Origin of the sequence: Azospirillum canadense, assembly GCF_025961225.1 — a bacterium.
Taxonomy (GTDB): Bacteria; Pseudomonadota; Alphaproteobacteria; order Azospirillales; family Azospirillaceae; genus Azospirillum; species Azospirillum canadense.
Genome location: NZ_JAOQNG010000001.1, coordinates 453,714 through 477,692 on the forward strand (window position 1 = coordinate 453,714; position 23,979 = coordinate 477,692).

At 70.3% G+C, this 23,979-nt stretch carries 21 protein-coding genes; 10 read left to right on the plus strand and 11 right to left on the minus strand.

What is annotated here, in order from left to right; translation table 11 throughout:
- Nucleotides 1–10 precede the first annotated feature (10 nt).
- Entirely contained in the window at nt 11–2,275 is a 2,265-nt protein-coding gene (locus tag M2351_RS02155) for a GNVR domain-containing protein (RefSeq protein ID WP_264654517.1), read from the minus strand.
- A gap of 261 nt (nt 2,276–2,536) precedes the next feature.
- On the opposite strand from M2351_RS02155, the gene M2351_RS02160 reads away from it, so the two are divergent.
- A complete protein-coding gene (locus M2351_RS02160) occupies nt 2,537–3,214 on the plus strand; it encodes a Crp/Fnr family transcriptional regulator (RefSeq protein WP_264654518.1) in 678 nt (225 codons plus the stop codon).
- Between the two features lie 85 nt (nt 3,215–3,299).
- Nucleotides 3,300–3,491 (plus strand): YgaP family membrane protein, encoded by a 192-nt coding sequence (locus M2351_RS02165; protein ID WP_209766176.1) that lies wholly within the window; start codon nt 3,300–3,302, stop codon nt 3,489–3,491.
- A 164-nt stretch (nt 3,492–3,655) separates the two neighbouring features.
- Here the strand turns inward: M2351_RS02165 and M2351_RS02170 are convergent, their stop codons facing one another.
- The gene (locus tag M2351_RS02170; RefSeq protein WP_246500557.1) at nt 3,656–4,240 is read right to left on the minus strand and encodes an ActR/PrrA/RegA family redox response regulator transcription factor; all 585 of its coding nucleotides are present in this window, start codon (nt 4,238–4,240) and stop codon (nt 3,656–3,658) included.
- Between the two features lie 14 nt (nt 4,241–4,254).
- A complete protein-coding gene (locus tag M2351_RS02175) occupies nt 4,255–5,583 on the minus strand; it encodes an ActS/PrrB/RegB family redox-sensitive histidine kinase (protein WP_264654519.1) in 1,329 nt (442 codons plus the stop codon).
- Between the two features lie 109 nt (nt 5,584–5,692).
- Here M2351_RS02175 and M2351_RS02180 point away from each other — a divergent pair, with 109 nt between their 5' ends.
- The 5 genes from M2351_RS02180 (at nt 5,693) to M2351_RS02200 (ending at nt 10,224) form a co-directional block, all read left to right on the plus strand.
- Nucleotides 5,693–6,505, plus strand: coding sequence for an ABC transporter ATP-binding protein (locus M2351_RS02180; RefSeq protein ID WP_264654520.1), 813 nt, complete (start codon nt 5,693–5,695; stop codon nt 6,503–6,505).
- A gap of 192 nt (nt 6,506–6,697) precedes the next feature.
- Nucleotides 6,698–7,522: an ABC transporter permease gene (locus M2351_RS02185; RefSeq protein ID WP_264654521.1), complete on the plus strand. Its 825-nt coding sequence runs from the start codon at nt 6,698–6,700 to the stop codon at nt 7,520–7,522.
- Between the two features lie 94 nt (nt 7,523–7,616).
- The gene (lpxD, locus tag M2351_RS02190; RefSeq protein WP_264654522.1) at nt 7,617–8,765 is read left to right on the plus strand and encodes a UDP-3-O-(3-hydroxymyristoyl)glucosamine N-acyltransferase; all 1,149 of its coding nucleotides are present in this window, start codon (nt 7,617–7,619) and stop codon (nt 8,763–8,765) included.
- Complete coding sequence (locus M2351_RS02195; RefSeq protein ID WP_264654523.1) at nt 8,752–9,006, plus strand: phosphopantetheine-binding protein; 255 nt, start codon at nt 8,752–8,754, stop codon at nt 9,004–9,006. The genes lpxD and M2351_RS02195 overlap by 14 nt, the downstream gene beginning before the upstream one ends.
- A gap of 3 nt (nt 9,007–9,009) precedes the next feature.
- Complete coding sequence (locus M2351_RS02200) at nt 9,010–10,224, plus strand: beta-ketoacyl-[acyl-carrier-protein] synthase family protein (protein ID WP_264654524.1); 1,215 nt, start codon at nt 9,010–9,012, stop codon at nt 10,222–10,224.
- Nucleotides 10,225–10,380: 156 nt separating this feature from the next.
- Here the strand turns inward: M2351_RS02200 and M2351_RS02205 are convergent, their stop codons facing one another.
- From M2351_RS02205 to cobS, 3 genes are read right to left on the minus strand one after another with little or no spacing between them, the layout of a single operon-like run.
- Nucleotides 10,381–10,890 carry a pyridoxamine 5'-phosphate oxidase family protein gene (locus M2351_RS02205; protein WP_264654525.1) on the minus strand — a complete coding sequence of 170 codons (510 nt, stop codon included), beginning with the start codon at nt 10,888–10,890 and terminating at the stop codon, nt 10,381–10,383.
- Between the two features lie 37 nt (nt 10,891–10,927).
- Complete coding sequence (locus M2351_RS02210; protein WP_264654526.1) at nt 10,928–11,557, minus strand: histidine phosphatase family protein; 630 nt, start codon at nt 11,555–11,557, stop codon at nt 10,928–10,930.
- Complete coding sequence (gene cobS, locus M2351_RS02215) at nt 11,554–12,333, minus strand: adenosylcobinamide-GDP ribazoletransferase (RefSeq protein ID WP_264654527.1); 780 nt, start codon at nt 12,331–12,333, stop codon at nt 11,554–11,556. The genes M2351_RS02210 and cobS overlap by 4 nt, the downstream gene beginning before the upstream one ends.
- A gap of 158 nt (nt 12,334–12,491) precedes the next feature.
- Between cobS and cobT the strand changes: the two genes are divergently transcribed.
- The gene (gene cobT, locus M2351_RS02220) at nt 12,492–13,520 is read left to right on the plus strand and encodes a nicotinate-nucleotide--dimethylbenzimidazole phosphoribosyltransferase (RefSeq protein ID WP_264654528.1); all 1,029 of its coding nucleotides are present in this window, start codon (nt 12,492–12,494) and stop codon (nt 13,518–13,520) included.
- A 166-nt stretch (nt 13,521–13,686) separates the two neighbouring features.
- Here cobT and M2351_RS02225 read toward each other — a convergent pair whose 3' ends face one another.
- From M2351_RS02225 to M2351_RS02245, 5 genes are all read right to left on the minus strand, one after another.
- Nucleotides 13,687–16,956 (minus strand): hybrid sensor histidine kinase/response regulator, encoded by a 3,270-nt coding sequence (locus M2351_RS02225; RefSeq protein ID WP_264654529.1) that lies wholly within the window; start codon nt 16,954–16,956, stop codon nt 13,687–13,689.
- Nucleotides 16,957–17,200: 244 nt separating this feature from the next.
- A complete protein-coding gene (locus M2351_RS02230) occupies nt 17,201–17,770 on the minus strand; it encodes a hypothetical protein (RefSeq protein ID WP_264654530.1) in 570 nt (189 codons plus the stop codon).
- A 98-nt stretch (nt 17,771–17,868) separates the two neighbouring features.
- Nucleotides 17,869–19,050, minus strand: a complete 1,182-nt coding sequence (gene dapE / locus M2351_RS02235; RefSeq protein WP_264654531.1) for a succinyl-diaminopimelate desuccinylase — start codon at nt 19,048–19,050, stop codon at nt 17,869–17,871.
- Nucleotides 19,051–19,065: 15 nt separating this feature from the next.
- The gene (gene dapD, locus M2351_RS02240) at nt 19,066–19,908 is read right to left on the minus strand and encodes a 2,3,4,5-tetrahydropyridine-2,6-dicarboxylate N-succinyltransferase (RefSeq protein WP_264654532.1); all 843 of its coding nucleotides are present in this window, start codon (nt 19,906–19,908) and stop codon (nt 19,066–19,068) included.
- A 174-nt stretch (nt 19,909–20,082) separates the two neighbouring features.
- Nucleotides 20,083–20,757, minus strand: coding sequence for a pyrimidine 5'-nucleotidase (locus M2351_RS02245; RefSeq protein ID WP_264654533.1), 675 nt, complete (start codon nt 20,755–20,757; stop codon nt 20,083–20,085).
- Between the two features lie 158 nt (nt 20,758–20,915).
- On the opposite strand from M2351_RS02245, the gene M2351_RS02250 reads away from it, so the two are divergent.
- The gene (locus tag M2351_RS02250) at nt 20,916–22,619 is read left to right on the plus strand and encodes a sensor domain-containing diguanylate cyclase (RefSeq protein ID WP_264654534.1); all 1,704 of its coding nucleotides are present in this window, start codon (nt 20,916–20,918) and stop codon (nt 22,617–22,619) included.
- The gene (locus M2351_RS02255; RefSeq protein ID WP_264654535.1) at nt 22,616–23,977 is read left to right on the plus strand and encodes a DUF2336 domain-containing protein; all 1,362 of its coding nucleotides are present in this window, start codon (nt 22,616–22,618) and stop codon (nt 23,975–23,977) included. The genes M2351_RS02250 and M2351_RS02255 overlap by 4 nt, the downstream gene beginning before the upstream one ends.
- Nucleotides 23,978–23,979 lie beyond the last annotated feature (2 nt).

The window sequence follows — 23,979 nt, forward strand, 5'->3', positions numbered from 1 at the left end:
CTCAGCAGCCTCAGTTCGCGTAGTACCGGCGGTAGCCGTGGTAGCGGCCGCTGTCGGGGAACTCGTATTGGGCGTGGCGGCGGATGTCGACCTGGGAGAACAGGACGCCCACGACCTCGCCGCCCGCCTCCATGACCTCCTTCAGGCCGGCCATGGCGGTCTCGCGCTTGGTCTTGCCCCAGTGCACGATGAAGACCGTCTGGTCGGCCAGCGCGGCCAGCAGCTTGCCTTCCGACACCGCCAGCACCGGCGGGCTGTCCAGGATCACCCGGTCGTATTCCAGCGCCAGCCGGGAGATCAGCTGGTGCATGCGGCTGGACCCCAGCATGTCCTGCGGCAGGGCGGAGCCGCGGCCCGACGCGATGAAGTGCAGGCCGGTGCGCGGGTCGGTCTGGATCACCTCCGACGGCGCGCATTCGCCGGCGAGCACCTCGTACAGGCCGCGCTTGTTCTCCAGCCCCAGCATGCCGTGCAGGCCTTTGCGGCGCATGTCGCAGTCGATGATGATCGTCTTCTGGCCGGCGTTGGCGCAGATCCGCGCGAAGGCCGCGGCGATGGAGCTTTTGCCCTCGCCGGGGACGGAAGAGCCGAACAACAGCACCCGCTGGTGCCCGTCCGGGTTGGCCAGAAGAAGCGTGGTGCGCAGGTTCTGCATCGCCTCCGCGAAGGCCGACATCGGCCGGTCGATGGCGTAGGCGGCGGGGGTGCTGCCGAAGCGGCGGCGCCGGCTGATGGCCGGCACGATTCCCAGCGAGCGCACGCCGGTCGCGGATTCGAACTGGTGCGGGCTGCGGAAGCCCTTCTCCGCCTGCTCGCGCAGCAGGGCCAGCAGCACGCCCAGCGTCGCGGAGGCGACCAGCGCCAGCAGCACGATCATCTTCTTGTTCGGCTGCGACGGGTTCAGCGGTATCGACGCCTCCGACACGATGCGGGAGTCCGGCTGCTGGATGTCCGTCTGGCCGGCGATCTCCTGGAAGCGGGTCAGCATCGCCTCGTACATGGTCTGCGAGGTCTCGGCGTCGCGCTCGAGCGTGCGCAGGGTCACATTGGACTGCTGCTGCGCGTTCCGCTGCGACTGGAGCTGGTCCAGGTTGGCCTTCAGCGCCGCTTCGCGCCCGCGCTCCAGCTCCACCTCGTTGGCGAGGTTCTGGACGATGCGGCCGACGTCGGCCTTGATCTGCCCCTGCAGGTCGCGCAGTTCGCTCTGCAGCGCGGTCAGGGCCGGGTGCCTGGCGCCGTACTTGTTGGAGGCATCGGCGATCTTGCGCTGAAGCTCCACCTCCTGCTGGCGCAGGGCCTGGATCAGGGGCGATCCCAGCACGTCGCCGATGGCCGACACGCCGCGCGGGCTCTGCACGAGGTTGTTGACCTCGCGGTACTTGTTCTCCGCCTCCTGCCGCTTGGTGCGGGCCAGCACGTAATTGGTGTTCAGCTCGGCCAACTGCTGGGCCAGCACGGTGGTCTCGCCGTTGGCCGAGGTCAGGCCGCTTTCCGCCCGGTACTTCTCCGCCGCCTCGCCGGTGGTCTTCGCCTCGCGGCGCAGGTCGGTGATGCGTTCCTCCAGCCAGGCGGTGGCGCGCTTGGCGGCCTTGAACTTCTCGTCCAGCTGGTCGACGAGGTACAGCTCGCCGATGGTGTTGGTGATCAGCGCGGCCTTGCGCGGGTCCTGGCTGTCGAAATTGATGGCGATCACGTAGGACCGCCCCTGCGGCCGGACCGCCAGGTTCTCGATGAAGGCGTTGACGACCGAGGTCTTCTCGTTCGCCGCCTTCTCCTCCGGGCTCAGCTGGATCTCGGCGCGTTCGCCGCGGGCCGTGTTCCACCAGGATTCCGGCACCCAGTTCTTCGGGTAGAGGTAGGCGAGCCAGTCCGTGCGTTCCGGCCGCAGGGCGGCGTTGAACTCCGGATCGGTCGTCAGGTTGAGCTTGTCGACCACCTTCTCGGCGAAGGCCGGCGACTTCAGGATCGCCACCTCGCTCTGCAGCGAGCCGAGTTCGGTGGACAGGCCGGAGACGACCTCCTGGTACTTCATCACTTGGTTGCGGCGCTGCTCCACCATGATCAGCGTCTCGGCGGTGTAGAGCGGCGTCATCCGCAACGCCACCAGCGCGGCCAGTCCCGTTCCCAGGATAATCGCGGTGCCGATCAGGAGCTTGTGCCGCAGAAGCATGCCGGTGGTGCGGCGCACCGCGCTCGCCGCTGCGGTGGACAGGTCGAAGGAGATCGGGCCCGTCTGCCGCCTCGCGGGTTGGTCGTGAACTTCCTGGGTGGCCAAAGCGGGTCCTCCTCGCATGCCGAACCGCGCCCCGTTCGGGGCGTTCGGTGCCTAGAACGCCGCTATGGTCCGGCCGTTTCATGGTGCGCCCGGTGCATCCGGGGAGGAAGACGCGCGCAATGGGTAAGCTGCCCGGGGACAAACCCGTCGGATAAGGCTTCCGAAGGGCTCCACGGAGGTGATGGACCGGCCGTGACCATTTTCGGATAATGGGTATTCCTGGGGATGGTCCCAGGAAATGGTTACGGATGGGGAAGCGGGATGGCGGCGGTGCGGGACGATTGGCTGGACGCATTTCCGGCGCTGCGTGCTCTGGAGCCGGGAGCGCTGGACCTGCTGCGCGACCAGGGAACCCGCATGGCGATGCCGCGGGGCACGGTGCTGTTCCGGATCGGCAGCCTGTGCCGCAACTTCCTGCTTCTGCTCGACGGCACCGTCCGCGTCCAGATGACCGCGGAGACCGGGCGGGAGATCGTGCTCTACCGCGTCGGCCGGGGGGAGACCTGCATCCTGACCACCGCCTGCCTGATGACGCGGGCCGACTACAACGCGGACGGCGTGGCGGAGACGGACCTGGACGCCGTGGCGCTCGGGGCCGGCGCCTTTCACGAGCTGCTGGCACGGTCGGCGGTGTTCCGCGATTTCGCGTTCGCGTCCTTCGGCAACCGGCTGCTCGGCATGATGACGCTGGTGGAGGAAGTGGCCTTCGGCCGCATCGACCTGCGGCTGGCCCGCTTCCTGGTGGACCACCGCGACGAGCGGGGCGGGCTCGACACCACCCACCAGGCGCTGGCGGTCGAACTCGGCACCGCCCGCGAGGTGGTCAGTCGCCAACTGAAGGAGTTCGAGCGGCGCGGGCTGGTCGAGCTGTCGCGCGGCCGCGTCGCCGTGCGGGACGCCGACGCGCTGTTGGCGCTTTCCGGTGAAGAGCGCGTGTGACGGAGTCACAGACCGGGGCTGTGGAATGGGCTTGGATGGGGCATCGCTGATCCAATCGCTGATCCCTTGCCCAAGAGGTGTCCCCATGCCCGTCAACGTCGGCACCATCGACCGCGCGCTGCGCGTCGTCGTCGGCCTCGTCCTGATCGCCCTCGTCTTCGTCGGCCCGCAGACCCCCTGGGGCTGGATCGGCCTCGTGCCGCTGCTGACCGCCGTGGTGGGCTTCTGCCCGGCCTACACGCTGCTGGGCATCAAGACCTGCCCGCTGAAGCAGTGAAGGGTGGGTGTTGGGTTGCGCCGCGTTCCACCCAACCTACGATTGAACCCGTAGGTTGGGTGGAGGCGAAGCCGCAACCCAACAAACCCAGCAAACAGGTGGGCCAACAAAAAGCCCCCGTCCGCGAAGACGGGGGCTTTCCATTTGTAGACGAATGAAAGACTTCACCCGCGCGGGGCGTGCTTGTTCAAAATGCGCTGCAGGGTACGGCGGTGCATCTTCAGGCGCCGCGCGGTTTCCGAAACGTTGCGGTCGCACTGCTCGAAGACGCGCTGGATGTGCTCCCACCGCACGCGGTCGGCGGACATCGGGTTCTCGGGCGGCGAGGGCAGGGGGCGGCCGTCGGCCAGAAGGGCGGATTCCACGGCGTCCGCGTCGGCGGGCTTGGGCAGGTAGTCCACGGCACCGGCCTTCACCGCCGCGACCGCGGTGGCGATGTTGCCATAGCCGGTCAGCATGACGATCCGGGCGTCGGGGCGGGCGTCCCGCAGGGTTTTCACGACGTCGAGGCCGCTGCCGTCGGCCAGCCGGAGGTCGACGACGGCGAAGGCCGGGGCCGACTCCTGCGCGACGTCGATCCCAAGCTGGACGCTGTCCACGGCAACGACGTTGAAACCGCGCTTTTCCATGGCGCGCGCAAGGCGGATGCGGAAGGGCGCGTCGTCGTCGACGATGAGGAGGCTGCGGGTGACGTCTCCCGTGAACGTCAACTTGGCGGTTTCGCCCGATGGACTCTCGTCCGTGGTCATACCGGTGTCCACCATTAGTCCTCTGGTTTCAACATACCCCGGTCCCAACGTACGACAACTCGCGCGCCGCCGCCACGGTTATTACCATAGGCCACCATGGCGCCGGTTTTCTCTAGCAACGTTTGTGCAATAAAGATTCCCAGTCCCATGTGACCGGCGCGCTCGCCGCGTGTGGAGATGTAGGGCTCGCCGACCCGGGCCAAGACCTGGGCAGGGAAGCCCGGCCCGTCGTCCATCACCGCCACGGTGACGGTGCGCGCGTCCCAAGTCGCCGTCACGGTGACGCGGCGGTCGGCGAACTGATGGGCGTTCTGGATGTAGTTGCCGATGCCGTGGATGATTTCCGGGCTGCGGCGGAACACCGGCTCTTCCCCGTTGGGCGGCGCGGTCTTCTCTATGACGAATTGGATATGCCCAAGCCGGTGCGGCGTCCCCGCCGCGTCCAGCAGGGCGGTCAGCGGCAGCCGCTCGAACGGATCGCCGCCGTCGGCCTCCGGCTTGCGGGCGAGGTCGGCCAGGATCTCCCGGCAGCGCATCACCTGGCTTTGCAACAGCGAGACGTCCTCGCCGTAGGGGCTGTCGGGCGGCAGGTCGCGCGACAGCTCCTTGGCCACCACCGCGATGGTGCCGAGCGGCGAGCCCAGCTCGTGCGCGGCGGCGGCGGCCAACGCGCCCAGCGAAGACAGCCGCTGCTCCCGTGCGAGCGCCACCTGCGTGGCCGAAAGCGCCTGGGCGAAGCGGCGCGCCTCCTCCGCCACGCGGAAGACGTAGCCGCTGATGAAACTGGCCGACACCGACAGCGACAGCCAGATGCCGAAGGCGTAGAGCGGGGCGACGGCGGGCATCGGCTCCGGCCAGGGTAGCGGGAAGTGCCACATGGCCAGGACGGTCAGGCAGATCAGGTTCAGCCCGGTCAGGATCACCACGCAGTAGCGCGACAGGATGGCCGCGGCCACGGTCATCGGCGCCAGCAGCAGGATCGCGAAGGGGTTGGCCAAGCCGCCGGTGAGGTACAGCAGCAGCGTCAGCTGCAGCATGTCGTAGCCGAGGTAGAGCGCGGCGTCCCGGTCGGCCAGCCGCAGCCGGCCGCCGCGCTGGGCCATCGCCACGATGTTCAGCAGGACCGACGCGCCGACCGCCGCCAGCACCGGCCCCAGCGGCAGGGGGAAGCCCAGCGCCAGCTGCACGAAGCCCACGGTGGCGAGCTGCCCGACCACGGCGATCCAGCGGATCAGGATCAGCGTGCGCAGCGTAACGCGCCCGTCCAGGTTGGTCCATTGCGCCGGCCCCGTTCCGGCGGAACGGCGGGAGAGGACGGGACGGGCGGATTGGACGAGGGTCATGGGCGCGGTCTTTCTCGCGTGGCCGCCGGATGAAGGCCAAGACTGTATTGTTGGTAGGGACTTTTTGCCACTCTGGCGATCGCGCGCCAAGCGGCCATATTCTAGGCCCATGACTCAGGACGCCAATCCGCCCGCCATCCACGTCGAAACGCTGACGAAGCGCTTCGGCACCCGCAAGGACGGGGAGGTCACCGCCGTCGACGGCATTTCCTTCACCGTGGCAAGGGGTTCGGTGACCGGGCTGCTGGGCGGCAACGGGGCGGGGAAGACGACCACCATCTCCATGCTGCTGGGGCTCCTGCTGCCCACGGCCGGCCGTATCGAGGTGCTGGGCGTGGACATGGTGCGCCACCGGCACGCCGTGCTGCCGCGCATGAACTTCTCCTCCCCCTACGTGGAACTGCCGCACCGGCTGACCGTGCGCGAGAACCTGACGGTCTACGGGCACCTCTACGGCCTGTCCGGCGTGAAGCGCCGCGTGGAGGAGTTGGCCGAGCATCTGGACCTGACTCGCTTCCTGGAGCGACCGTCCGGCGGGCTGTCGGCCGGGCAGAAGACGCGTGTGGCCTTAGCCAAGGCGCTGCTCAACCGGCCGGAGGTGCTGCTGCTGGACGAGCCCACGGCCTCCCTCGACCCCGACACGGCCGACTGGATCCGCACCTACCTGGAGCGCTACCGGCAGGAGGCCGGCGCCACCGTCCTGCTCGCCTCCCACAACATGCTGGAGGTGGAGCGGCTGTGCGACGAGGTCCTGATGATGCGCCAGGGCCGCATCGTGGACCGTGGCACGCCGTCGGCCCTGCTCGCCCGCTATGGCCGGGGCAGCCTGGAGGAGGTCTTCCTCGACATCGCCCGCGCCCGGACGAACGGCGAGGGCGCCGACCAGGGATCAGACCGGGAGCCCGCCGATGCCGCGGAGTAGAAGCCCTCTCCCGCCCCCGGCGGGAGAGGGAGGGACCCGTGAAGCGGGAGGGTGAGGGCTTGGTTTCTCGGGAAGACCTTGCCCTCACCCTCCCACGCCCGTAGGGCGTGGGCCCCTCCCTCTCCCAGCGGGGCTGGGAGAGGGTGACGTTGCGCTCACGTCGGCGAACGAAAACATGAAGAATTCAGGCCCATGACCCCCACCGCCCTCCACCCCAACCCGACCTTCTCGCCCCGACGGGTCGGGGCCATGGTGCTGCGCTATTGGTACCTGCTGCGCGGGTCCTGGCCGCGGTTCCTGGAACTGGCCTACTGGCCGACCATGCAGATGATCCTGTGGGGCTTCATCAACCAGTTCATGGCGTCGTCGAGCAACTGGGTGGCCAACGGGGCGGGCGTGCTGGTCAGCGCGGTGCTGCTGTGGGACGTGCTGTTCCGCGGCCAGCTCGGCGTGTCGGTCTCCTTCCTGGAGGAGATGTGGTCGCGCAACCTCGGCCACCTGTTCGTCAGCCCCCTGCGGCCCGGCGAGTGGGTGGTGTCGCTGTTCACCATGAGCCTGATCCGCACCATCATCGGCGTGGTGCCGGCCGCCCTGCTGGCGATCCCCTTCTTCGGCTATTCGGTCTTCAGCCTGGGGCTGCCGCTGGCCGCCTTCTTCGTCAACCTGATCCTGCTGGGATGGTCGCTGGGGCTGCTGATCGTGGCGATGATCCTGCGCTACGGCATGGGGGCGGAAGGCCTGGCCTGGATCGTCGTCTTCATGCTGGCCCCGATCAGCGCCGTCTACTACCCCGTCTCCGTCCTGCCGGAATGGCTGCAATGGGTGGCGCTGTCGCTGCCCTCCAGCCACGTCTTCGAGGGCATGCGCGCGGTCCTGTTCGGCGGGGCGATGCGCTGGGACCACCTCGCCTGGGCGGTCGGTCTCAACGCCGTCTACATGGCGCTGTGCACACTGGTCTTCCTCTACTCCTTCAAACAGGCGCGGGTGCGCGGGGCGCTTCTCCAGACCGGGGAATAAGGAGCGGGGAGCGGCATCGGGTGCCTGCGCTCGCCTCCTCCGCCCAACCGTGCTAGCGTCCGCGCCTCGCACCGCCGCAACCCAGAGCGCCGCCATGAAGCCCGTGTCCTCGACCCCCGTTTCCCTCGCCGAGATTGCCGCCGCCCTGGGCGCCGAGTTGCAAGGCGACGGCACGCTCCGGATTGCCCGCGCCGTCCACCCGGCGGAGGCCGAGGGGCCGGAGGATTTGGCGCTCGCCATGGAAAAGGGGCTGGCGGCGGGGCTGGCCGAGGGCAAGGCCGTCGCCGCCGTGGTGGCGGAAGGGGCGGAGCCGCCCGCCAATCTCAAGGGCTGGATCGTCGTGAAGCGCCCGCGCTTCGCCATGGCCGGCCTGACCACCCTGTTCGAAAAGCCGGTCCATGCGGAGCCCGGCGTCCACCCCGCCGCCTTCGTGGCGCCGGACGCCGTGCTGGGGGAGGGCGTGTCGGTCGGCGCCTTCGCCTATGTCGGGCCGAAAGCCGTGCTGGGCGACGGCGTCACCGTGATGCCGCAGGCCACGGTCGGGGCGGAGGCGGTCATCGGCAAGGACAGCCTGATCCACCCCGGCGCCCGCATCGGCGAGCGGGTGGTGATGGGCGAGCGCTGCATCATCCACCCCAACGCCGCGGTCGGCAACGACGGCTTCAGCTTCGTGACGCCGGAGCCGGGCAGCGTGGAATCGGCCAAGGCGACCGGCAAGGTGGTCGGCACCAACGTGCTGATCCACCGCGTGAACTCCATCGGCACCGTGATCATGGGCGACGACGTGGAGGTCGGGGCTAACGCCACCATCGACCGCGGCACCATCACCGCCACCAAGATCGGCTCCGGCACCAAGATCGACAACCTCGTGCAGATCGGCCACAACGTGGAGATCGGCACCAACTGCATGCTGTGCGGCCATGTCGGCATCGCCGGCAGCACGATCATCGGCGACCGCGTGGTTCTGGCCGGCAAGGTCGGCGTGGCCGACCATGTGAAGATCGGCAGCGACGCGGTGGTGGCCGCCAACTCCGGCGTCGGCACCGACATCCCGCCGAAGGCCGTCTACATGGGCTACCCGGCGGTTCCCCGCGACCGCGCCTTCGATCAATACAAGGGACTAGCCCGTCTGAAGCGTCTCTTCGCGGACGTGGCTGACCTGAAGAACAGGGTTCGAGCGCTCGATGCCAGCGCTAACGTCTCTGCGGACGCTTCCGCGGAGAGCACGGATGACCGAACTTGAGAATGACGTTTTAGGAATCATCGCGGAGAAGGGCCGCGTCGAGCGCGACCGTCTTGCGCTCGACGCCCGCTTGGCCGACCTGGAGATCGCCTCCCTCGACGTGATCGAGATCGTCTTCGCGCTGGAGGAGCGGTTCGGGATCGAGATCCCCTTCAACGCCAACGACGCCCGCAAGGAGTTCGACACGGTCGGCGACGTTCTGCGCGCCGTGGAGTCCGTCGTCGCCAAGCCGGCGGCCTGACCGATGGGCCACCGGCGCGTCGTCGTCACCGGCCTCGGGGTCGTCTCGCCGATCGGTTCGGGCGTGGCGGACTATGCCGACTCCATTTTCGCCGGCCGCTGCGGCATCGGCCCGCTCAGCCTCGTGCCCACGCAGGGCCTATCGGTCCGCATCGCGGGGGAGGTGCGCGGCTTCGACCCGGCCGCCCATTTCGACGCGCGGCGGCTCGGCCTGCTCGACCGCGGCAGCCAGTTCGCCTTGGTCGCAGCCCGGCAGGCGGTGGAGGCGTCGGGGCTCGGCTTCGACGGACCGCTGGGCCTGCGCACCGCGACCATCCTCGGCACCGGGGTCGGCGGCATCACCACGCTGGACGAGGGCTTCCATCGGCTCTATCGCGAAGGTGTGCAGCGCCTGCACCCCTTCACCATCCCGCGCCTGATGGTCAGCGCCCCAACCGCCCAGGTCTCCATGGAATTCGGGCTGACCGGCCCTGCCTTCACCGCGTCGAGCGCCTGCGCGTCGGCCGCGCACGCCATCGGGCTGGCCTTCCAGATGGTCCGCGGCGGGCTGGCCGACGCTGCGGTGACCGGCGGGACGGAGGCCAGCCTGACCTTCGGCGCGCTGAAGGGGTGGGAGGCCATGCGCATCGTCAGCCCCGACGGCTGCCGGCCATTTTGCGAGACGCGCAACGGCATGGTGCTGGGGGAAGGCGCGGCCGTGCTGGTGCTGGAGACGCTGGACTCTGCCCGTGTGCGCGGCGCCGACATCCTGGGCGAGGTCGCCGGCTTCGGCATGTCGGCGGACGCCAAGGACATCACCGCCCCGGACGCGGAGGGTGCGGCCCGCGCCATGCGCGCGGCGCTGGCCGACGCCGGGCTGGAGCCGGAGGAGGTGGGCTACGTGAACGCCCACGGCACCGGCACGACGGCCAACGACGCCACCGAGGCGCGTGCGATCCACGCGGTCTTCGGGGACCACGCCCGGCGGCTGCTGGTGTCCTCCACGAAATCGATGGTCGGCCACGCGTTGGGCGCTGCGGGCGCGCTTGAGGCCGCGGCGACCCTGCTGGCGCTGCGCCGTCAGGTGGTGCCGCCCACGGCCGGGGTGGAGCGTCCCGACCCGGCCTGCGCTCTGGATGTGGTCCCCCGCGACGCGCGGGAGGCGCGGGTGGAGGCCGCCCTGTCCAACTCCTTCGCCTTCGGTGGGCTGAACGCGGCGCTGGCGTTTCGACGGGTGTGAGTTTGGGGGTGTGAGTTTGGGGGGTAGTGCGGGAACGGCATACCCCTACCCCGACCCTCCCCCGCTGGGCGGGGGAGGGAGAATGGCTTGCGAGGAAAGCGGCGGAGTTCCCTCCCCCGCCCGGCGGGGGAGGGTTAGGGTGGGGGAAAACGACCCTTACTGAAACGCGATCTTCGCGTGGTCGCCCGGGCTTGGCGGCTCGCCGGTGAGTTTCGCCTTCACATACCCGTACGCATAGACCATCGCGCTGGACGGGCTGTCCCAGTATTCCGCCTGGTCCACGGTGACCTTCAGCAGGGCCACCTCCGGGTCGTCCGGGCCCTTCGGGAACCAGGTGGACAGGATGTCCCGCCACAGGAAGCGGATCTTGTCCTGGTCGCGCACCAACTGCGCGACGCCGGAGACCGAGACGTAGTTCTGGTCGCCCGGGTCGGCGTAGGAAAGGTTGACGCGCCAATGCTCCTGGAGTTCATGGACCTTCGGCGAATCCGCCCTGGTGAAGAACCAGAGCGTGCCGTCGTCGAATCCCGCGTGCGGCATTGTCGCCATCGGGCGGGAATGCAGGATGCCGTTCTCGTCGAGCGTCGTCATCATGGCGATGCGGACGCCCTTGATCATACCCCAGAGTTTCTCGGCGGACTCGCGGTCGGTAGCGCTTCTTGCCATGGCCTGCCCCTCGTTCGGTAGCCCCAACGGAGTTCGATCAACGGGTCCCGGTTGAAAAGGTTCCGAGCGCGTTCAGGGCACTGACCGACCAGGAATCACCCTCCGTACTGCCCCCGTAATGGTCGATCCGCGACAGCGACAGGGGGGCCACGGACAGGCGCAGCGCTGCCTCCGGCGTCAGGTCCAGCGCCAGCGCCAGCGCCGCGCGGATGGAGCCGCCGTGGATCACCGCGACGATGTCCCGCCCGCCTGCCGCGGAGGTCAGGCGCCGGACCGCGCCGGCCACGCGGGCCATGACAGTGGCGAAGCTCTCGCCGTCGGGCGGGGCCTCGGTTGCCGGGGCGGACCAAAAGCGGTGGGCCTCCTCCGGGTGCCGCTCCGCCACCGCGTCGTGGGACAGCCCTTCCCAGGCGCCGAAGTCCTGCTCGGCGAGGTCCCTTTCGACCAGCGCCATGTCGCTGCCGGGCAGGCGCAGCGCCGCCGCGGTCTGGCGCGTCCGGCGCAGGTGCGAGGTCACCCAGACGGCGTCTCTGGGCAGCCGGTCGGCCAGCGCCGAGAGGGACGCCGCGTCGCCGGTGTCGGCCAGTGGGTCGTCCCGGCCGTAGATCAGCTTGTCCGGATTGGGCACCGGTGCGTGGCGGATCAGCCACCAGCGGGTCACGATCATGACCAAAGCGCTGCCAACGCCAGCAGGACGGCCGCCTCGGTCGCCTGCTGGGCCGCCCCGAACACGTCGCCGGTGTGGCCGCCGATCTGCCGCCGCGCCTGCCACGCCACCGCCGCACCGGCCAGCGCCGCGACCAGCACGGCCACCGGCGCCGCCGGCCCCAGCGCGGCGAGAGTGACCGCTCCGGCGAGCGCCAGCGACAGCGCGACCGTCGCCACCACGGGGCGCCCCTGCCGGGCGGCGAGCCCGTCGGCGCGCGCCGGATCCATCGTCCGGGCGATCACCGCCATGCCGCCGCGCGACAGCGCGCCCGACGCCGCCAGCGCCAGCAGCACGGCGCGCGGCTCGGCCAAGGCGGTGAGCGCGGAGGCGCGAAGCGCGATGGAGAAGACAATGGCCAGCACGCCGTAGCTGCCGACCCGGCTGTCGCGCATGATCTCCAGCTTGCGCGCCTTGTCGCGCCCGCCGCCGAAGCCGTCGGCGACGTCGGCCGCCCCGTCCTCGTGCAGGCCGCCGGTCAGCCAGACCAGCGTTCCCAGCACCAGCAGCGCCGCGGGCAGCGGCGGCAGGTGCAGGGCCGCCGTCAGCGCGTAGACCGCCCCGCCCGCCAGCCCGACCCCGGCGCCGACCAGCGGGAACCAGCCCATGGCGCGGGCGTGCGCATCCTCGGCCAGCGGCCCGGACAGGCGTAGCGGGATGCGCGTCAGGAAGACGACGGCGAGCGCCAGGTCGGCCGTCCAGCGGAAGCGCGGTGGTGTGGAGGGTTCCTCGGTCATCGCGCTTCGGAGTACGGCAAGGCGGACCCCGCCGCAACGGGGAACAGGCGCGGCATAGGGACTTTGACAGCCGGACTTTGACAGCCGCGTGCGAATGGTCCAAGGTCGCGCCGCTTTTCATTCCCACTCTTCGCGCGCCAGCGCCAGGACGTTACGCCATGAGCAACCTGCAGCCCGCCATCACCTTCGAGGAAATCCGCGCGCTCGTGCGCAACCTGCCGGGGCCGGACCTGGACTCCGGCACCGCGGCCTTGCAGCGCGAGCGCCAGCTGACCAAGCCGGCGGGCTCGCTCGGCCGGCTGGAGGAGATCGCGCAGTGGATGGCGACCTGGCAGGGCCAGCACCCGGCCGAGGTGCGCCGCCCGCGCGTCGCCGTCTTCGCAGGCAACCACGGCGTGGCCGCGCGCGGCGTCTCGGCCTACCCGGCGGACGTCACCGCGCAGATGGTTGCCAACTTCCAGAACGGCGGCGCCGCCGTGAACCAGCTCTGCGAGGTGGCCGACGCCGACCTGCGCGTCTACGAGCTGGACCTGGACAACCCCACCGCGGACTTCACGCAAGGCCCGGCCATGGGCGAGGAGGAGTGCTGCCGCGCCATGGCCTACGGCATGATGGCGGTGGAGCAGGGCGTCCAGTTGCTGGCGCTGGGCGAGATGGGCATCGGCAACTCCACAGCGGCGGCGGCCATCTGCTGCGCCCTGTTCGGCGGGGAGGCCAAGGATTGGGTCGGCCGCGGCACCGGTGTGGACGACGAAGGGCTGGCCCGCAAGGCCGCCGCCATCGAGGCCGGGCTCAAGGCCAATCCACAGGCCAAGGACGACGCCTTCGAGGCGCTGCGCTGCTTCGGCGGCTACGAGCTGGCGGCGATTGCCGGCGCGATCCTGGCAGCGCGCATGGCCCGTGTGCCGGTGCTGCTCGACGGCTACGCCTGCACGGCGGCCGCGGCTGTGCTGTTCAGGGCCGACCGCCGCGCGCTCGACCACTGCATGGTCGCCCATCGCTCGGTCGAACCCGGCCACAGTCGCCTGCTGGAGGCCATCGGCAAGGAGCCGCTGCTCGACCTCGGCATGCGGCTGGGCGAGGGCTCCGGCGCGACGCTGGCGATCAACATCGTTCGCTCCGCCTGCGCCTGCCACGCGGGCATGGCCACCTTCGCCGAGGCGGGCGTCAGCACCCGCGAGGGCTGAGTCGAGGCGGCGCGTTGGTGGGGATGAACCACAGAGGCACAGAGGCACAGAGAATTTTATAATAACCGCGTTCGCTTACCCGGCAACCAACCGAAGGAGCGAGAGCGTTTTCAATATTCTCTGTGTCTCTGTGCCTCCGTGGTGAATCCCCCTCCTCGCGCGACACTCACCGCCGCGGCACGCCCGACAGGCGGTGGATCATGTCCTGGAGCATGTCCGGCATCACTGGCTTCTGCAGCAGGTGCGAGCCGATGCGGCCGACCTCTAGGGCGCGTTCCGGGCCGGTGTCGCCGGTCAGCACGATGGACGGGACCGGCGCGTTGCAATAGGCGCGGATTCGGCGGATCGCGTCGGTGCCGGTCCGGTCGTCCGGCAGGTGGTAGTCGGCGATGATCACGTCCGGCCGGCGGCGGCGCTGGGCGATCTGGGCCAGCGCGTCGTCCACGGCGGCGGCGCCGACCGTCTCGAAGCCCCACTCCTCCAGCAGCATGGTCAGCGCCGTAAGTATGGTGGCGTCGTCGTCCAGGATCACGGCCAGCGGCGGCCCGTCCTTCTCGGCGGCGACCAGCAGGGGCGGCGGGTGGGCGTTGTCGCCGATCTCCGCCGCCAGCGGCACCGTGACCGCGAAGACCGACCCCCGCCCGGGGACGGAGCGCATGGACAACTCGTGCCCCAGCAGCGTGGCGAGCCGCCGCACGATGGACAGGCCGAGACCCAGCCCCTGGCTGCGGTCGCGCCGGTTCGGGCCGACCTGGACGAACTCGTCGAAGATGGCGGCCTGGTCCTCCGGCGCGATGCCGGCCCCGGTGTCCCACACCTCGATGCGCGCCGTGTCGCCGCGGCGGCGGCAGGTCAGCAGGATGCCGCCCTGCCCGGTGTATTTCAGCGCGTTGTCCAGCAGGTTGCCGAGGATGCGGCCGAGCAGCACGGAGTCGCTGCGGATCCACACCGGGCTGCCGACCATGCGGAACTCCAGTCCCTTGGCGGCCATGCGGGGGGCGTAGTCGGCGGACAGGCGCTGCATCAGCGTGACCGCGGGGAAGTCCGCGGGGTCCGCCGCCAGCGTGCCGGAATCGAGCCGCGAGATGTCCAGCAGCGTGTCGATCAGCGCCTTCAGCCCCTCCAGCGCCTGCTGCATGGTGGCGACCAGCGCCTGGGCCGGGTGGTCGCGCAGCCGCTCGCCCAGCGCGTGGACGAACAGGAACAGGGTCTGCACGGGCTGGCGCAGGTCGTGGCTGGCCGCGGCGAAGAAGCGGGCCTTGGCGGCGTTGGCGGCCTGCGCGTCCTCCAGCGCGGCGCGCAGCGTCTCCTCCATGGCGCGGCGGTCCGTCACGTCCTGGACGACCGCGTTGACGGCGTGGACGGTGCCGTCGGGAAGGCGCAGCGGGTACAGGTTGAACAGGTAATGGTGCTCGTCGCAGGGTGCGCAGGGCGACGGCCCGCCGGCGACGCCGTCGTACAGGGGCTCCCCGGTCGTCAGCACCCGGCGGTACAGCGGCTCGATGGCCTCGACCAGCGCGGGCGGCAGGATGTCGTGGAAGGTCCGCCCGATGTGCGCGGCGGCCGGAATGCCGTTGAAGGAGGCCAGCCGGTCGTTGATGTGCAGGTAGCGCAACTGCGCGTCGACCACGCACATGCCCGCGGGGGCGGTGTTGTAGAGCGACTGGAGCATGGCCTCGGTGCGGCGGTGGTCATCGACCTCCCGCGCCAGGGCGAGGTTGGCGGCGTGCAGCGCCTCGTCGGTCGCCTTGCGCTCCGTCACGTCGCGGACGATGCCGAGCAGACGCGACGGCCGCCCGTCGGCGCCGGCGGTGCTGGTGCCCGTGCATTCCAGCCAGCGCACGGCGCCGTCCTTGCGCAGGATCCGGTATTCCATCCGCAGGGTCTCGCGCCGCACGGCCGCCCGCTGCGCGGAGGCCAGCACCAGTTGCCGGTCCTCGGCGTGCACGAAACGCTCGGCGAAGGTGGCGATGTCCAGCGCGTCCGCCCCCGGCTCCAGCCCCAGGATGCGGTGCAGGCCGTCCGACCATTGCACCCGGCCGGTGGACAGATCCCAGTCCCAGCTGCCCATGCCCGCCGCTTCCTGCGCCAGGCGCAGCAGGGTCTCGCTCTCGCGCAGGCTTGCCTCCGACCGGCAAAGGTCGGTGACGTCCACGGTGACGCCGTCCCACAGCACCGCCCCGCCCGGCACCCGGCGCGGCACGGCGGTGATGCGGCGCCAGCGCGTTCCGCCGGCGGCGTCGTATTCCTCGTCGAGGCAGAGGGGCGCCATGGTCGCCGCGGATTCCCGCAGCGCTTCCGCCGTCCGCGGGCTGACGGCCAGGGAGGGGCCGCTCCACAGGTCGCTCGCCGGGGCCAAGGTGCCGGCGGCGGCCGTCGCCCGTATGGCGCCGTTCGGCAGCAGCGCGTGCCGATGGATCAGCCCGGGAACGTGACGGGCGACGTCCGCGACGTAGCGGTTCGCCACGCGCTGGCGGTTGAGCGCCGTGACGGAACGGAACAGCCGCGCCTGGATGACCGCCGTCGCTCCGGCCAGCGCCATGGCGAAGAGGATCAGGCCGACCAGCAGCGGCGAGGCGCTGAACGGCCCCCATCCAGCCAGGGGCCCGATCAGGGGGGAGCCGAACGCGGCGGCCGGCTGGACCAGGGCGATGCGCCAGCCGCTTTCCGGGGCCACGGCCGCGGCCGTCAGCGCGTCCCGGCCGTCAGGCAGCGCCACCGTGGCGATGCTTCCCGGCGTCGCCTCGGCGAAGGGCTGGGGTGGCGGCGCGGCGATCCGCGGGTCCGCCGGATCCGCCAGGTTGGAGAGCGCGACCACCCGGCCGCCCCGGTCGATCACCGCGGCCTGGCCATGGCCGGCCAGCTTGCCCTGCAGCCGCGCGCGGAAGGCCATGGCCGGAATCTTGGCCAGCAGCACGTAGCGCACCGTGTCCGCCCGGACGACGGGAACGGCCAGGCTGACGAAGGGGTGGGTGGAACGCTCGGGCACGCGCTCCACGTTCTTCAGCAGGAAATGCCCCGTGTCGAAGATGCGCCCCACGGCGTCCGGGTCGAGCAGCGGCGGCAAGGGGGCGTCGGCGAGCAGGCGGGTGTTGAGCAGTTGCCGGTCGCGGTCGGCGACCACGACGTTGCCCCAGGTTCCGCGCTGCTCCACCACCTGCGTCGCCAGTCTGCGGAAGGTGGTCATGTCGCCGCTGTCCAGGGATGGTGCGGCGGCCAGCACGTTGAGCGCCGCCACCTCCTCGGCCACCATCTGGTCGAGGGACAGGGCGAGCGTGTCGGCGGCGCGCTGCAACTCGTCCTCGACCTGCCGGCGCGCATCGCCGACCGACAGGATGACCAGCAGGACGGCGCACAGGGCGGCGGGCAGAAGCGCCGCCGTGATCAGAAGATAGAGCTGCCGACGTCCGGGGGTGGACTCACCCGCGCTTGGCATGTCTTGCACCAATGCATACGCGCATATGCTGATCGTAAGCGCAAAACCGGCAAAGCATCAATACTCAACTGGGCCTATGTTCACCATTTCATTTTTGACACATAGATGAAGAAAATGACACATAAACAGGACAGGATTCGATCCAGAAAAGCAGTATACTAATGAACGCCGACCGGAATGCTTGCCGGGACTCCGAGGGCCCGCTCCGCGCCGGGCGTTTCCTTGCCCGGCTCTCGGCAAAGACTCACAGGAGACCATCGGCGAAGTCGGTGATCAGCGCGGACAGGAACAGATCGACCAGGACCAGCGCGGCGGCCGTCACGCCGGTGACGTCCAGCGCGGTGCGCATGACGAACCATTGGTAGGTCAGCATCGCCAGCATCACGGCGAAGACCAGCGATTCCGACAGGGCCGGCGGCAGCAGGCCGGTGGCCGCCAGCACCACGACCGGCAGGTAGACCGCCATCTGCACGACCGACGACCAGTTGTAGGCGCAGACGAAGTCCACATAGCGCGACGACCGGTCGAGCATGCGGGCGACGCTGTGCATCAGCACCGGAAAAGCGGTCCAGCTGATCACGTAGGCGATGGCCTCCACCGTGACGACCTGGAACAGGGACGTGTCCTGCACCTGGTCCCACAGGCGGATGGCCAGCAGCAGCGCCCAGGCCGGCAGCACGATGACGGCGGCGTAGAAGGACTGCCAAGCCCCCTGCGGCGTCCGGTCCAGGTACTGAAGCCCGGTCGGGTCGAAACGCGCCAGACGGTAGGCTCCGAAGACGGAGTGGGCGACGTCCCGGGCGTTCAGCGGCATGGGGGCAGGGGCATGGTGGGTTCACCGAAGGGTGGCGGGCAGGGTCGCTGTGGCCAGCCGTGAACAATCGTTTGGGCCAATCGTTTTGGCCAATCGTCTCAACCGATCCGGTCGAACACGCCGCCGAGGACCGCACCATAGATGTCGGTCAGGCGCGTCAGGTCGTCCAGCGTCGTGTTCTCGTCCACCTTGTGCATGGTCTGTCCGACCAGGCCGAACTCAACCACCGGGCAGAAATCCTTGATGAAGCGGGCATCCGACGTGCCGCCGGTCGTCGAGTATTCCGGCCGGCGGCCGGTGACGGCCTGCGCCGCCTCGGCCACCAGCTCGGTCAGCGGGCCCGGCGGCGTCAGGAAGCTGTCGCCGGACACGAAATGCTCCAGCTCATAGGCGCCGCCGACGGCGTCGAAGCGTTCGCGCAGCCAAGCCAGCAGCGTGCCCGGCGTGTGGCTGTCGTTGAAGCGGATGTTCAGCGTGGCCTTGCCCTGCGCCGGGATGACGTTGTGCGCCGGGTTGCCCACGTCGATGGTGGTCAGCTCCAGGTTGGACGGCTGGAAATGCGCCGTGCCCCCGTCCAGCGGCTCCGCCGTGATGGCGGCCAGCATGCGGGCCAGCCGCGGCAGGGGGTTGTCGGCCAGATGCGGGTAGGCAACGTGCCCCTGCGCCCCGAAGACGGTCAGGAAGGCGGTCATGCTGCCGCGCCGGCCGATCTTGATCATGTCGCCGAGCGCCTTGGGGTTGGTCGGCTCACCCACCACGCAAGCGTCGAGCTTCTCCCCCTTCTCCTTCAGCCAGCCCAGCACCTTCTTCGTGCCGTTGATGGCAACCCCTTCCTCGTCTCCGGTGATGAGGAGGCTGATGGAGCCCTTCGGCGCGCCGTGGTCCCGCAGCCGGCGGGCCGACGCGGCGACGAAGGCGGCGATTGCCCCCTTCATGTCCACCGCACCGCGCCCATAGAGCCGGCCGTTGTGGATCTCTCCGGAGAAGGGATCGATAGACCACCCCTTCCGCTCGCCGGGCGGCACCACGTCGGTGTGCCCGGCGAAGCAGAAGTTCGGCCCCTCCGTGCCCAGCCGGGCGTAGAGGTTTTCCACCGGCGCCGTGCCCTCCTGTTCGAACCGCAGGCGGTGGCAGGCGAAGCCCAGCGGCTTCAACGCCGCTTCCAGCACGCCCAGCGCGCCGGAATCCTCCGGCGTCACGCTGGGGCAGCGGATCAGGGCCTGCGCGACCGCGACGGGATCGCAGGGGTCGAAGGCGGGGGCCGCGGCGTCGGTGGTCATGGAAGGCCCTCGGTGTCAGTCGCGCAGCAGGTCGTTGATCGAGGTCTTGGCGCGGGTCTGCTCGTCCACGCGCTTGACGATCACGGCGCAGTACAGGCCCGGGCCGGGGGTGCCGTCCGGCAGCGGCTTGCCGGGCAGCGTGCCGGGCACGACCACCGAATAGGCCGGGACGCGGCCGACGAAGACCTCGCCCGTGTTGCGGTCGATGATCTTGGTGGAGGCGCTGATGAAGACGCCCATGGACAGCACGGCGCCGCGCTCCACGATCACGCCCTCGACCACCTCCGACCGGGCGCCGACGAAGCAGTCGTCCTCGATGATGACCGGGTTGGCCTGCAGCGGCTCCAGCACGCCGCCGATGCCGACGCCGCCCGACAGGTGGACGTTCCGGCCGATCTGGGCGCAGGACCCGACGGTGACCCAGGTGTCCACCATGGTGCCGCTGTCGACGTAGGCGCCGACGTTGACGAAGCTGGGCATCAGGATGACGTTCGGCGCGACGTAGGCGGAGCGGCGGACGATGGCGCCCGGCACGGCGCGGAAGCCGGCGGCCTGGAACTGGCCTTCCGACCAGCCCTCGAACTTCGGCGCGACCTTGTCGTACCAGGTGGAGCCGCCGGGGCCGCCGGGGATCGCCTCGTTCGGGTTCAGGCGGAAGGACAGCAGGACCGCCTTCTTCAGCCACTGGTTCACGGTCCAGTCCGAACCCGTCTTCTGCGCCACGCGCAGGTCGCCGGAGTCGAGCCCGGCAAGGGCCTCGTCGACGGCGCTGCGGGCGGGACCCTTGGTGTCGGCGTTCAGGGAGGCGCGGATTTCCCACGCGTCGTTGATGGCGGATTCGAGGCTGGCGTGGCTCATGGCGGCATTCGTCTGGGCATGGTGTCCGAGGGTTCGGAACATGGGCCGCCGCCCGCCGCCTTGTCAACAGAAGGGGGGCTTTTCACCACAGAGACACGGAGGCTGGCACGTCCCGGATCGGCCTCTGTGCCTCCGTGTCTCTGTGGTTTCCCTGTCGCCCTTGTGCCCCGCCGCCTACCCTGCGACCTCGTCCAGCCACGCCACGAGGTCGTCCACGGTGTGGTCGATGTGGCTGCCGGTGCCGACTCCCCCCTTATCCGGGCGGGCCCAGTCAGCCTCGCTGCGCACCCAGACCGTCGTCATGCCCATGGCGTGGGCGGGGACGAGGTTGCGGGCGATGTCCTCGACCATGCAGGCGGTTTTCGGGTCGACTGTGTAATGGGCGACCAGGGTCTCGTAGGGGCGCGGGTCGGGTTTGGGCACGTAGTCGGCCTCGACGATGCCGAAGATGGCCTCGAAACGGCCGTCGATGCCCAGGCGCTTCGTCACGTTCTCGGCGTGCCGGACGGAGCCGTTGGTGTAGATGATCTTGCGCCCCGGCAGCCGGTCCAGCGCGCCGGCCAGCGTGGGGGAGGGGGCCACCGGCGTCACGTCGATGTCGTGGACATAGTCCAGGAACGGCACCGGGTCGACGTCGTGCTCGACCATCAGCCCACGCAAGGTCGTGCCGTGCTCGCGGAAGAACCGCTTCTGCATCACGCGCGCCTCGTCGTAGGAAATGCCGAAATGGTCGGCGATGAAGTCCCCGATGCGCCGGTCGACCTGGGCGAACAGGTTGCACGAGGCGGGATACAGGGTGTTGTCGAGGTCGAAGATCCAGACCCCGGTGTCGCGGAGGGAAGCGGTCATGGGGTGAGAATGGGGCGTGGCGCCCCGGCCCGCAAGCCGGATCGCCCCGGGGGGACCGTCGCCGGCCCGTGCGCATGGTCAGTGCGATTGAAGATTGGAGCGGGAAAAGGTAGCATTTTTCGGATATGCTGTATGGGACGCAGCCATAGGTTTCATCCGTGCCCGTCGAGTATACCGTGATCCTGCCATCGACCGCCGAATCCGCCGCCCTGCCGGCGCTTGTGGCCGCCTATCCGGGGCCGGCGATGCTGTTGGGCGCCGATCGCGCCGTGGCGGAGGCCAACGCCGCGGCGGAGGAGCTTCTTGCCGGCGATCCCCTGTGGATGGCCGACGTACTGTCCTGGCTGGCGGGGACCAGCGTGGCCCCGGGCCTACGGTCCGTCCCGGTCGAGGTGCCGCGCGGCCTGATGATCGTCGAATGGGCCGCGGTGCCGCTGGCCGACGGGTCCGTCCTGCTGATGGGACGGGATGCGACGCTGGAGCGGCAGCTGCGCCATACCCTCACCGAGTCGCGGGAGCGGTACAAGGATCTGGTGGAGGCTTCGAGCGATTTCGCCTGGGAAACCGGCGCGGACGGCCGATTCGTGTTCGTCACGCCCAAGGGGGCGCTGGGCTACGGCGCCGATGCGCTGATCGGTCGCAACCCCCGCGATCTGGCGATCGAGGAGTGGGGCGACCTGCCGCTGCCGTTCGACAGCCGCCGCCCGGTCGACCAGACGGAGCTGTGGCTGAAGCGCGCCGACGGCATGCCGGCCTGCGTCGTGGCCTCCGCCCTGCCGCTTTATGGCGCGGGGGGCGTGTGGACGGGCGCGCGGGGCGTCTGCCGCGACGTCACCGACCAGGTGCTGCGCGGGGCGGAGCTGGCGCGCGTGCGCAACCGCGAGAAGCTGCTGGCCCACATCGTCCACACGCTGCGCGACCAGATCGACGCCGCCAAGGCGTTGCACGTCGCGGCGGCGGAGACGGCGCGTGCCCTCGGCGCCGACGGCTGCCGCATCTACCGCGCGTCCGAGTCGGGCGCGCTCTTCCCGGCGGCCGACTTCGCCGCGGAAATCCCGGCGGCGTTCGAGCCGGAGAGCTTCCAGCCGATCCTGGACCAGGTCGCCGCGGTGGACGAGGTCGTGGTGACGGCGCTCGGCGGTGACCGTCTGCTGGTGGCGCGGACCGAGCACCGGCAGGCGGTGAACGGGGCCGTGGTGGTCTGGCGCGGTGACGACTCCGACCCCTGGGACGAGGACGACCGGCAGCTGATGTCCGGCGTCGCCGACCACATCGGCATCGCGCACGCCCATTTCGCCTACCAGGAGCGGCTGCGCCGCCTGTCGGAGCGCGACGGGCTGACCGGCCTGTTCAACCGCCGCACCTTCTTCGAGCGGCTGGAGGAGGCGCTGAGCCGGCCGGAAACCGGGGCGTCGGCGCTGCTCTACGTCGACCTCGACAATTTCAAGGCGGTCAACGACCTGCACGGGCACCAGCAGGGCGACGCCGTGCTGAAGGCGATCGGCACCCTGCTGACCACCGGCGTGCGGCCCGGCGACCTGCCCGGCCGGCTGGGCGGGGACGAGTTCGTGCTGTGGGTCGGCCGCACCGACGAGGCGGACGCCAAGGCCGTGGCCCAGCGCCTGCTGAACGGCATGGCCGCGCTTCGCCACCTGTCGGCCAGCCCCGAGAAGCCGCTGGGCCTGTCCATCGGCATCGCCGTGCACCGGCCGGGCCGGGAGACGGTGCAGGAATTGACCGATCGCGCGGACTCGGCGATGTACGACGCCAAGAAGCGCGGTAAGGGCCATTACGCCTTCGCACCAGATCCGGTTTCCGCACATTCCCTCAACCCGGCCTCTCCTCCGGAGGCGAGCCAGTGAACCGACGTGCCGACATGCTCAATCCAAAGCCACTCGACCCGTCCCTGCTCGACCCCAGCGATTACGAAGCCGCCAAGGCGATGGCGCGCAGCGCGGACCCGGCGGTGCGCCGGCACGTGGCCGCGTCGCCGCTGACCCGGCCGGAGCTTCTCTACTTCCTGGCCGCCGACGCGGCGGCGGAGGTGCGCCAGGCGATCGCCACCAACGCCGGCACGCCCCGGCAGGCCGACCTTATGCTCGCGAAGGACCGCGAGGTGGTGGTGCGCGGCGCCGTGGCGCAGAAGGTCGCCGGGCTGCTGCCCGACCTGAACGCCGACCAGGCCCTGCAGGTGGAGCGGCTGACGCTCGACTGCCTGGAGGCGCTGGCCCGCGACCAGGCGACGGAGGTGCGCGGCATCCTGGCGGAGGCGCTGAAGGAGCTGCCTGGCGCGCCGCACAGCGTCATCAACCGGCTGGCCCGCGACGTGGAGCTGTCGGTCTGCGCGCCGGTGCTCCAGCATTCGCCGATCCTCACCGACGAGGATCTGGCCGACATCATCATGGCGGGACCAGTGGCCGGCGCCCTGTCGGCCATCGCCGGCCGCAAGAGCGTCTCGGCCTCCGTCGCCGACGCCATCGCGCGGTCCGACGACGAGGCGGCGGTCACGGCGCTGCTCGCCAACCCCTCGGCCCAAATCCGCGAGGAGACGCTCGACCGCATCCTGGACCAGGCGCCGCAGCACGAGCCCTGGCACGCCCCGCTGGTCCGCCGGCCGAAGCTGCCCGCCCGCGCGGTGGCCCGGCTGGCCAGCTTCGTCGCCGACAACCTGCTGAAGGTGCTGCAGGAGCGCACCGACCTCGACCCGGCGGCGGCGCGCGCGCTGGCGGAGGCGGTGCGGGCGCGGCTGAACCGCGGCGGGGCTCCGGCCGCCGGCGCGGGCGCGGCGCAGCCGCGCGGCCTCGTCGATTTCGGCGAGGAGGAGTTGGGCCACAAGGGCGACAAGAACGGCGAGAAGCCGGCCGAACGCCCGGCCGACAAGGCGGCGCGGCTCGCCAAGGAAGGCAAGCTGACCGAAAAGCTGCTGGAAGGGGCGCTGGCGGAGGGCGACCGCGCCTTTGTCATGGCCGGCCTGGGGGAGTTGGGGCAGATCCCGCTGCCCATCGTCGACCGCATCATCGGCACCCACGCCTCGCGCGCGGTGACCGCGCTGGTGTGGCGCGCCGGCCTCTCCATGCGCTTCGCCCGGCAGGTCCAGCTGCGGCTTGCCCAGATTCCGCCAAAAACGGCGCTTATGGCTCGGGACGGCGTCCACTATCCGATGTCCGACGACGAGATGCGCTGGCAGCTCGCCTTCTTCGGGCTCGAAGACAAACAGTGACG